This is a genomic window from Mycobacterium sp. E2733 (genome assembly GCF_001667585.1).
Taxonomy (GTDB): Bacteria; Actinomycetota; Actinomycetes; order Mycobacteriales; family Mycobacteriaceae; genus Mycobacterium.
The window spans coordinates 26,694-37,120 of the sequence record NZ_LZJZ01000029.1 but is presented as its reverse complement, the minus strand read 5'-3'; the positions used below and the strand labels follow the sequence as shown (position 1 = coordinate 37,120).

General features: G+C 66.4%; 3 protein-coding genes. All 3 read left to right on the top strand.

The annotated features are described in order from the left end of the window. Window positions 1-18 precede the first annotated feature (18 nt). From A5678_RS07140 to A5678_RS07130, 3 genes are read left to right on the top strand one after another with little or no spacing between them, the layout of a single operon-like run. A complete protein-coding gene (locus tag A5678_RS07140; RefSeq protein ID WP_231983590.1) occupies window positions 19-7,473 on the top strand; it encodes a non-ribosomal peptide synthetase in 7,455 nt (2,484 codons plus the stop codon). A 25-nt stretch (window positions 7,474-7,498) separates the two neighbouring features. Next, a complete protein-coding gene (locus tag A5678_RS27000) occupies window positions 7,499-9,520 on the top strand; it encodes a tryptophan 2,3-dioxygenase family protein (RefSeq protein WP_068040298.1) in 2,022 nt (673 codons plus the stop codon). A 58-nt stretch (window positions 9,521-9,578) separates the two neighbouring features. Then, entirely contained in the window at window positions 9,579-10,409 is an 831-nt protein-coding gene (locus A5678_RS07130) for a S9 family peptidase (RefSeq protein ID WP_197502065.1), read from the top strand. The last annotated feature ends 18 nt before the right edge of the window (window positions 10,410-10,427 follow it).

Below are 10,427 nucleotides of genomic sequence, written 5' to 3'. Positions count from 1 at the left end.
GTGGGCGCGGTGTGTGTGTTGACGTGCGGCGCCGACACCGTTGATGGGTCGGGGGCGCGCCCGGTGTTGCGTCTCGACGAACTCGACCTGTCCGGGCGGTGCGCGAAGCCGATCACCGACGCTGATCGGCTGGCGCCGCTGAAGGTCGATAACACCGCCTATGTCATGTTCACCTCGGGGTCGACCGGTACCCCCAAGGGCGTAGTGGTCAGCCACGCCGGCCTGGTCGGATTGGCCGCGTCGCAATGCAAGGTATACGGATTGGGCGCGCAGTCGCGCGTACTGATGGTGGCCGCGCCGACCTTCGACGCGTCGATCTTCGATTTGTTGTGGGCTGTCGGGTCCGGCGCGACATTGGTGGTGGCCCCGCCGCAGGTCTACGCCGGCGAGGCGCTGACCGAGTTGCTGCAGGTTCAGCGGGTCAGTGCGGCGGTGGTGACCCCGACGGTGCTGGCGTCGCTGGATCGGGCCCGGCTGGACGGGCTGGACACGCTGGTCACCACGGGGGAGGCCTGCCCGGCGGAGTTGGTGGCCGCGTGGGCGCCGGGCCGGCGGATGTTCAACGGCTACGGTCCCTCCGAGGCCACCATCTGCGCCACTTCCACCGCGCCGCTGTCGGCGGGGCAGCCGGTCAGCATCGGCGCCCCGATCCCCGGGGTGTGCGCGCTGGTGCTCGACGCGAAGCTCAACCCCGCCCCGGTCGGGGTGGTCGGCGAACTGTATCTGAGCGGGTCCGCCCTGGCGCGCGGCTACCTGGACCGGGTGGCGTTGACCGCGGAACGGTTTGTGGCCAACCCGTTTGGGGGTGCGGGGGCGCGGATGTATCGGACCGGGGATCTGGTGCGCTGGACGTCTGCTGGTGTGCTGGAGTACTTGGGCCGCAGCGATGCCCAGATCAAGTTGCGCGGGCAGCGCATCGAACTGGGTGAGATCGAGAACACCTTGCTGGCGTGCCCGCAGGTCGTTCAGGCGGCGGCCGCGGTGCACCGCGGTCCCACCGGTGATCGCCTGATCGGCTACGTCAGTGGGGTGTCGCTCGATCCCGCGCTGGTGCGCCAGCAGGTCGGCGCGCGGTTGCCCGATTACATGGTGCCGGCCGAGATTGTGGTGCTCGAGGAGTTTCCGTTGACCTCGTCGGGCAAGGTCGATCGTCGGGCGCTCCCGGCGCCGGTGGTGGCCGTTGCGCCCTTCCGGGCTCCGCACACCGAGACCGAAAAGGTCGTCGCCGAAGTCTTCGCCCAGGTGTTGGGCGTGGACCGAGTCGGGCTCGACGACGACTTTTTCGCCCTCGGCGGGGATTCGATGACGGCGACCCGGGTGAGCGCGCGGCTGCAGTTGGCGTTGGGCCGAGAAGTGCCGGTGCGCTACCTGTTCGACGCGTCCACCGTCAAGAATCTCGCAGACCATCTCCACCGCCATCGTGGCGGACCGACGCACGCGCCGCTGCAGGCGATGCCGCGCCCGGAGCGAATCCCGTTGTCTTTTGCCCAAAGTCGCTTGTGGTTTCTCGACCGGTTCGAGGGCGGGGGTGCGACCTACAACATGCCGATCGCCTTCCGGATCGGCGGGGCGCTGGACGTCGAGGCCCTGGGCGCGGCCCTCGATGACGTCATCGCCCGCCATGAATCGCTGCGCACCATATTTCCCGACATCGACGGTGTGCCGTTCCAGCAGGTGCTGGCGGCGCGGCCGGGGATGTGGCGGCGCGGGGGCCCGACGGTCGTGTCCTTGCCGGAGCAGGACGCTCTCGAAGAGTTGTTGACGCTGGTGGCGTATCGATTCGATTTGTCAACCGAAATCCCTATTCGTGCGCAGATCTATTCGGTGGGGCCCGAGCAGTATCTGGTGGGAATTGTGGTGCACCACATCACTTATGACGGGCGGTCACTGCATCCATTGGCCCGGGATATGGCCGAGGCATATCGGGCGCGGCAGCAGGGCTCGGCCCCCGGATGGCCGTCGTTGGCGGTGCAATACGTCGATTACACGCTGTGGCAGCGCGCGCATCTGGGCGATCTCGGCGACGCCGACAGCCCCATCGCGGCGCAGCTGGAGTATTGGAAGCAGACTCTGGCCGGAATGCCCGAACGCCTGGCGCTGCCGACCGACCGGCCCTATCCGCCCGTGGCTGATTACCGCGGCGCCAGCGTGGCGGTGGACTGGCCGGCCGAGCTACAGCAGCGCGTGCGCGCCGTGGCCGGCGAGAACAACGCGACCGGCTTCATGGTGGTCCAGGCCGCCCTGGCGGTGTTGTTGTCCAAGCTCGCCGCCACCAGTGACGTGGCGGTGGGATTCCTGATCGCCGGCCGGCGCGACCCCGCGCTGGATGAGCTGGTGGGCTATTTCATCAACACTTTGGTGCTGCGAGTCGACCTGGCCGGTGATCCCACCTTCGCCGAGCTGCTGGCCCAGGTACGCCAGCGCGGCCTAGGTGCCTACGAGCACCAAGACGTGCCCTTCGAGGTGCTGGTTGAGCGGCTCAACCCCACCCGAAGTGCGACCCATCACCCTCTGTTCCAGGTGGTGTTGTCCTGGCAGAACTTTGCCGGGCAGGACGATGACCCCACCGCGGCATTGGCTTTGGGCGATGTGCAGATCACGCCACTGCCAGGCTCACGGCGCGTCGTCGATGACACCCGAATGGATTTGGTCTTTTCGCTCGGCGAACGGTGGACGGAAGCCGGCGAGCTCGCCGGGATCGGGGGCACGGTTGATTTCCGCACCGATGTGTTCGACGCAGCGAGCATCGAGACGCTGATCGAGCGGTTGAGGCGGGTATTGACGGCCATGACCGCCGATCCCACCCGGCGGCTCTCGTCGGTGGATGTACTCGATGCCGGTGAGCACGCCGACCTCGATGCGTGGGGTAACCGGGCGGCGTTAGTGAGCGAGCCGGTGAGCACGTCAGTGTCGATTCCAGTGGTGTTTGGCGAGCAGGTGGCGCGCGCCCCGGAGGCGGTGGCGCTGAGCTACGGGGAGGGTTCGTGGACCTACCGCGAGGTTGACGAGGCCGCTAACCGGTTGGCGCATTTGTTGGTCGGCCAGGGCGTGGGCCGTGGCCGGTGTGTGGCGCTGCTGTTGCCCCGATCGGCCGAGGCGATCGTGGCGATTCTGGCGGTGCTGAAGACCGGGGCGGCATATCTGCCGATCGACCCGATGCATCCCGATGCCCGGGTCCGGTTCATGGTGGCCGACGCCGCCCCGATCGCCGCGATCACCACCGCCGGGCTGGCCGACCGGCTGGATGGGTGCGATCTGCCCGTCATCGATGTCGACGACCCCCGCATCTTCAGCTACCCGAGCGTCGGCCTGCCGGCGCCGGACACCGATGACATCGCCTACTTCATCTACACCTCGGGCACTACGGGCGCCCCTAAGGGGGTGCCGATCACCCACCGCAACGTGATCCGGCTGCTGGAGTCACTGGATGCCGAGATGGCGCCGGGACAGGTCTGGACGCAGTGTCATTCCTTGGCTTTCGACTACTCAGTGTGGGAAATCTGGGGTGCGCTGCTGCGCGGCGCGCGGCTGGTGGTGGTGCCAGAGTCGGTGACGCGCTCGCCAAAAGACCTCCATTCCTTGCTCGTTGCCGAACAAGTCAGCGTGTTGAGCCAGACCCCGTCGGCGTTCTACGCGCTGCAAACCGCCGACGCGCTAGCGCCCGAGCTGGGTGGGCAGCTGAAACTTGAGACCGTGGTGTTCGGCGGTGAAGCGCTTGAACCACAACGTCTTAGGACTTGGTTGTACGACCACCCGGGACTACCGCAGCTGATCAACATGTACGGCATCACCGAGACGACGGTGCACGCCTCGTTCCGGGAAATCGTCGCAGCCGACACCGACAGCGTTGTCAGTCCCATCGGGATGCCGTTGACGCACTTGGCCTTTTTTGTGCTGGACGGGTCGATGCGAGCGGTGCCGACGGGTGTGGTCGGTGAGTTGTATGTGGCCGGTGCCGGTGTGGGACTTGGGTATTGGCGGCGGCCCGGGTTGACGGCGGCGCGGTTTGTGGCCTGTCCATTCGGGGGCTTCGGAGCGCGGATGTATCGGACCGGAGACTTGGTGTGTTGGGGGTCTGACGGGCAGCTGCGGTACGTGGGGCGGGCTGACCAGCAGGTCAAGATCCGCGGGTATCGCATCGAGCTCGGCGAGATCGAGGCGGTCCTGGCGGCCCATCCAGAGGTGGCGCAAGCGGCGGTGGTCGCCCATACCGCCAACACGGGTCCGCAAGCGGACGGCGACAAGCAACTGGTGGGCTACGTCGTCCTGAATCAGGAGCCGGTTGAGCAGTGCATGTCGAACGATTCTCTCGCCGAGTGCGTCGACGACCCGTCGGCGATCGAACGAGTCGCTGACCTACGCCGCTTCGTGGCTGGCCGGTTACCCGAGTTCATGGTGCCGGCGACGATCATGGTGGTGGAGGCGCTGCCGCTGACGGTCAACGGCAAACTTGATCGGCGGGCGCTGCCGGCCCCCGAGTTCGTCAGTGCGGTGGAGTACCGGCCGCCGCGAGATCGACGGGAACTGTTGTTGGCCAACCTGTTCGGTGAGGTGCTCGGGGTGGCGCGGGTCGGCATCGATCAGTCGTTCTTCGACCTGGGCGGGCATTCGCTGTCGGCAACACGGCTGATAGCACGGGTCCGAACCGAACTGGGCGTCCAGGTCCCGATCCAGGCGTTGTTCGACGTGTCCACCGTCGCCGGATTGGCCGAATGGATTGGTGCGAATGCAGGAGAACGGGCGAGGCCGGCGTTGACGGCACAAGACCGGCCCGCGGTGGTGCCGTTGTCGTTTGCGCAGAGCCGATTGTGGTTCATCGACCGGTTCGAGGGCGGGGGCGCGACCTACAACATACCGATCGCCTTCCGGATCAACGGGGAACTGGATGTCGAGGCGCTGGGTGCGGCCCTCGATGATGTGATCGCCCGCCATGAATCGCTGCGCACCATATTCCCCGACATCGACGGTGTGCCGTTCCAGGAGGTGTTGCCGGCCCGGCCCGGGATGTGGCGGCGCGGAGGCCCGACGGTTGTCTCCTTGCCGGAGCAGGACGTGTTCAAAGACTTGCTGACGCTGGTGACGTATCGGTTCGACTTGTCGGCGGAAGTTCCGATTCGTGCGCAGATCTATTCGGTGGGGCCCGAGGAGTTTGTGGTGGGGATTGTGTTGCACCACATTGCTTTTGACGGGTGGTCGATGGCTCCGATGATCCGTGATGTGGGCCAGGCGTACCAGGCGCGGCGGGAGGGTCGCGCCCCGGGGTGGGCGTCGTTGGCGGTGCAGTACATCGATTACACGCTGTGGCAACGGGAGTGGTTGGGGGCCGAGTCTGATCCCGACAGTGTGATCGCTGAGCAGTTGCGGTATTGGCGGCAGGAGCTGTCCGATATCCCCGAGGCGGTGTCGCTGCCGGTGGATCGGGCCCGCCCGCCGGTGCCGAGTTATCGCGGTGATGCAGTCGATTTGCACATCGACCCGCAGCTATGGGCGGGAGTCAAGGCGGTGGCGGCGGCGCACAACGCGACGGTCTCGATGGTCTTGCAGGCGGCATTGGCGGTCCTGCTGCACCGGGTCGGAGCCGGTGAGGACGTGGTGATCGGCGCGACGATCGCCGGACGGCTGGATGAGGCACTTGATGATCTGGTCGGGTTCTTCGTCAACTCGTGGGCGCTGCGGGTGGGGGTCAAGACCGCGCACCGATTCAGCGAGGTACTCCACCAGGTGCGGCAGAAGGCGCTGGATGCTTACAGCAACCAGGAAGTTCCCTTCGAACTGCTGGTCGAGCAGCTCAACCCGGTGCGCTCCACGGCCCATCATCCGCTGTTCCAGGTGGCCCTGGTCTTCCAGAACAATGAGCGCCCCGAGATGGTCGCGATCGACGGCCTCAGCGTCGAGCCGCTCGCGGCCGACATCCGCGCCGCGAAGTTCGAGCTGGACTTCAACATCGGTGAGGAGCCCACCGAGGACCCGGCCGCGCCGATGGCGACGGGGATGGTCACGTACGCCACCGATCTGTTCGACCGGTCCACCGTGGAGCGGTTGGTCGCCTGGTTCGGGCGGGTGATCGAGGCGGTGGTCGCCGATTCGTCGGTGTTGGTGGGCGAGGTGGCGTTGCTGGATCACGCTGAGCGGGAGCTGGTTTTGTCGGGGTGGTCTGGTGCCGGGGTGGGAGCCCCGGTGGGGGTGGCGCCGCAGTTGTTGGCGGCGGCGGTGGCGGCCGATCCGGATGCGGTGGCGGTGGTCGATGGTGTGCGACAGGTGTCTTATCGCGAGTTGGATGCGTGGTCGACGCGGTTGGCGCGGGTATTGATTGAGGCGGGGGTGGGTCCCGAGCGCGCGGTGGGCGTGGCGATGGATCGGTGTGTGGAGTTGGTGGTGGCTTGGTGGGCGGTGGCCAAGGCCGGCGGGGTGTATGTGCCGGTGAACCGGTCCCATCCGGTCGAGCGCATCGCCACGGTTTTGGATGCGGTGGGCGCGGTGTGTGTGTTGACGTGCGGCGCCGACACCGTTGATGGGTCGGGGGCGCGCCCGGTGTTGCGTCTCGATGGTCTGGACCTGTCCGCGCGGTGCGCGAAGCCGATCACCGACGCTGATCGGCTGGCGCCGTTAAGGGTGGACGACACGGCGTACGTGATTTTCACCTCGGGGTCCACCGGTGAACCCAAAGGGGTGGCGGTCAGTCACGCCGGTCTGCTGGGGTTGGCGGCGGCGCAGCGCACGGTCTTCGGGTTGGTTGCGGACGCGCGGGTGCTGACGGTGGCCGCGCCGACCTTCGACGCCTCGATCTTCGAGTGGTTGTGGGCGGTCGCCTCGGGGTCCGCGCTGGTGGTGGCACCCCCGGACGCGTATGCGGGGGAGGCGCTGACCGAGTTGCTGCAGCAGCAGCGGGTCAGTGCGGCGATTGTGACCCCGACGGTGCTGTCGTCGCTGGATCGGACTCGGCTGGACGGGCTGGACACGCTGATCACCGGCGGGGAGGCCTGCCCCGCGGAGTTGGCGGCAGCCTGGGCGCCGGGCCGGCGGATGTTCAACGGCTACGGTCCCACCGAGGCCACCATCTGCGCCACCTCCACTGCACCGCTGTCGGTGGGGCAGGCGGTCAGCATCGGCGCTCCGATCCCGGGGTTATGCACGCTGGTGCTCGACGCGCGGTTGAACCCCGCCCCGGTCGGGGTCGCGGGCGAACTCTATCTGGCCGGGCCCGCCCTCGCCCACGGCTACGTCAGGCGGCCGGACCAGACCGCGGAACGGTTTGTGGCCAACCCGTTTGGGGGTGCGGGGGCGCGGATGTATCGCACCGGGGATCTGGTGCGCTGGACGTCTGCTGGTGTGCTGGAGTACTTGGGCCGCAGCGATGCCCAGATCAAGTTGCGCGGGCAGCGCATCGAACTGGGTGAGATCGAGAACACCTTGCTGGCGTGCCCGCAGGTCGTTCAGGCGGCGGCCGCGGTGCACCACCGCGCCCACCGGTGATCGCCTGATCGGCTACGTCAGTGGGGTGTCGCTCGATCCCGCGCTGGTGCGCCAGCAGGTCGGCGCGCGGTTGCCCGATTACATGGTGCCGGCCGAGATTGTGGTGCTCGAGGAGTTTCCGTTGACCTCGTCGGGCAAGGTCGATCGTCGGGCGCTGCCGGCGCCGGTGGTGGCCGTTGCGCCCTTCCGGGCCCCGCACACCGAGACGCAAAAGATCGTCGCCGAAGTCTTCGCCCAGGTGTTGAACCTGGATCGGGTCGGCCTCGATGACGACTTCTTCGCGCTCGGCGGGAATTCGATGATCGCGACCCGGGTGAGCGCGCGCCTGCAGGTGGCGTTGGGCCGAGAAGTGCCGGTGCGCTACCTGTTCGACGCGTCCACCGTCGCGGATCTCGCCGACCATCTCGACCGGTTCCCCGACTGCGAAGACACGGTTTCCGTGCAGGAAGTGGTTCCGGTTCAAACTCTGCGGAAGGGCACCGGTGTGCCGCTGTTCTGCATCCATCCTGGCGGTGGGGTGAGTTGGCTGTATCAAACGCTCGGCAATTACGTGGATTGCCCGATCATTGGAATTCAACAAGTCCTCGAGAGTGGAGAGGTTGAACCCCGGTCAATTCACGAAATGGCGAAAAACTACGCCGACAGGATTCAAAGAGTTCATCCCGCCGGACCTTACAACCTTCTGGGCTGGTCCTTCGGGGGCGTCGTTGCCCATGACGTCGCCGTCGAGCTGCACCGCCGCGGATGCGTGATCGATTCCCTTATTGTTCTCGATGCCCAGCCCAGCACCGACGCCTTGCCGAACGAGGATCTCGATGACTGGACGAAGCACCTAGATGCCTTGCGCTTCTACCGTATTGGCAGTTCAGAAGGATCCGATCTGTTTACCTACGAGCAAATAGAAGAGCTGATCCGTGAACGGGGTGCCGAGGAATTCGCCGCGGAATTCCCCCGATACCAGCAGGTTTTGGATTTGTTCATAAAGAACATCAACAATGACATCGAGTTGGCTCGAACCCACGAGCCCGGCGTTTTCACCGGTGATATGGTCCTGTTTTCTGCCGCGCGGGGTGAGACCAGTCAGGGTCCGTCGCTTCTGCAGAGTTGGCGACCATTCGTTGCCGGCGACATCACCATGCACTCGATCGACTGCACGCATCAAGAGATGCTTACGAGCGAATCGCTCAGTATGTACGGCGAAAAAATCAAAGATTCATTAGTTGGGGTTCGATCCGCTGAGGTTTCCGAATCCTTCGATCTTGGCCGGTCCGACGAGCGGGACTGGGGAGAGGGGGCCATGATGAGCCAGCAGTTGAGCAACGGAGCGGTGGAAGTAGTTCCCACCGGTTGCCCGTTCAGCGAGTTGCAAGGGGAGGCAGACGACATCGAGGCCGAACGGAAGATCCAGGCCACCGGGTTCCGTTACGCGGAGTACCTGCACCTCGACGAACTGCTCGGCGCCGTGAAGCCGTTGTTCGGGGACGCCGACCGTTCCGCTCGGGGTGACGAGAGCTACTTTCTGATCATCCATCAAACCTCTGAACTGTGGGTGTCGCAGATCTTGGCCGACCTCGAGGTCGCGCTCGAGTCCGCCCGTCGCTCGGACTTCGGCAAGGCGGTCGATCGCTTGAAGCGCGCCAACGCCGTGCTCGAGCTGACCATTACGACGCAGAGCGCCCTGGAACATCTGTCGGTGGATGACTTCAACCGATTCCGCGGTGGTTTGCAAGGAATCACGGCCGGACAGTCGGCCCAATTCGCAACCTTGTTGAACGGCGTTCGCCACGCTCCGGTTGCGGAGCTACTGGAAATCCTCGCCGACCGGCGCACCGGCGACAGGAGCAGCCGCCGTCAGCGCCTCCAACTGGGAGCGCAGCTCGACGTGTTCATCGCCGGCCTGACGCGGTGGCGGCTGGCTCACCTTGACGCAGTCAGCCGCTTCATCGGGGACGGCCGGGGCACCGGCGGCACCACCGGGGTCGGCTTCCTGATCGATCGCCTTTTTGAGGCTTCCTGCCCGGCGCAGAATCGGCTGTCGACCTGTTAGGCGAACAAAGCCTTCCGTGGGACGAGCTGCCTACCCTCGCTTTTGGTGCGGAGCCCAGGTGGGCCCGCGGGGCGCCGATGCGTTCCTGCGTGTCGATGGTGGTTCCTCTTGGATAGTGCGCTACGGCACCTATCCCAGCCAGCACGGCGTGCTCAGCCTTCCCGACGGCAGGGGCCCCTGGCCGGTCGCGGTCGTCATCCACGGCGGGTTCTGGCGAACGGCGCACGGTGCCGACCTGACCTCCGATCTGGCTGAGGATCTCGTGCAGCACGGATTCGCTGCCTGGAACCTCGAATACCGCAGGGTGGGCGACGACCCGGACCGCGGAGGCGGCGGTTGGCCGGCCACCTGTCTTGACGTCGCCGCCGCTGTCGACCTGCTCGCGACGACTGGTCAGACGCTGGCGACAGGCCGTCTCGACCTGTCGCGAGTCATCGCGATCGGGCACTCCGCGGGGGGGCACCTGGCCGGCTGGCTGGCCGGTCGAGGGTCACTGCCCCCCAACGCTCCCGGAGGCTCTCCCGTGGTACCGCTGGCCGGCTTCCTCAGTCAGGCGGGAGTTTTGAACCTCACGCTCGCCATGCGGGAGAACACGGGTGCTGGAGCCGTCCGAAACTTTCTGGGCGCCTGGGCAAACGATCCCCGCGCACGCAAAATGGCTTGCCCCAGCGGCCTGCTTCCGACGGGCGTGCCCTCGGTGTGTGTGCACGGCACGGCCGACGACGACGTGCCGCTCAGCCAGTCGCAGCGTTTCGTCGCCGCGGCTCGATCTGCCGGCGACGAGTCTCGTCTGCTGGCGCTCCCCGGCGCCGATCACTACACACTCATCGACGCGACGTCTCAGGCCTGGGCGTTGTGCCGCATCGCGATCCGAGAGTTGGCGCGCTGAACGTCCGGCCCGCCGGAA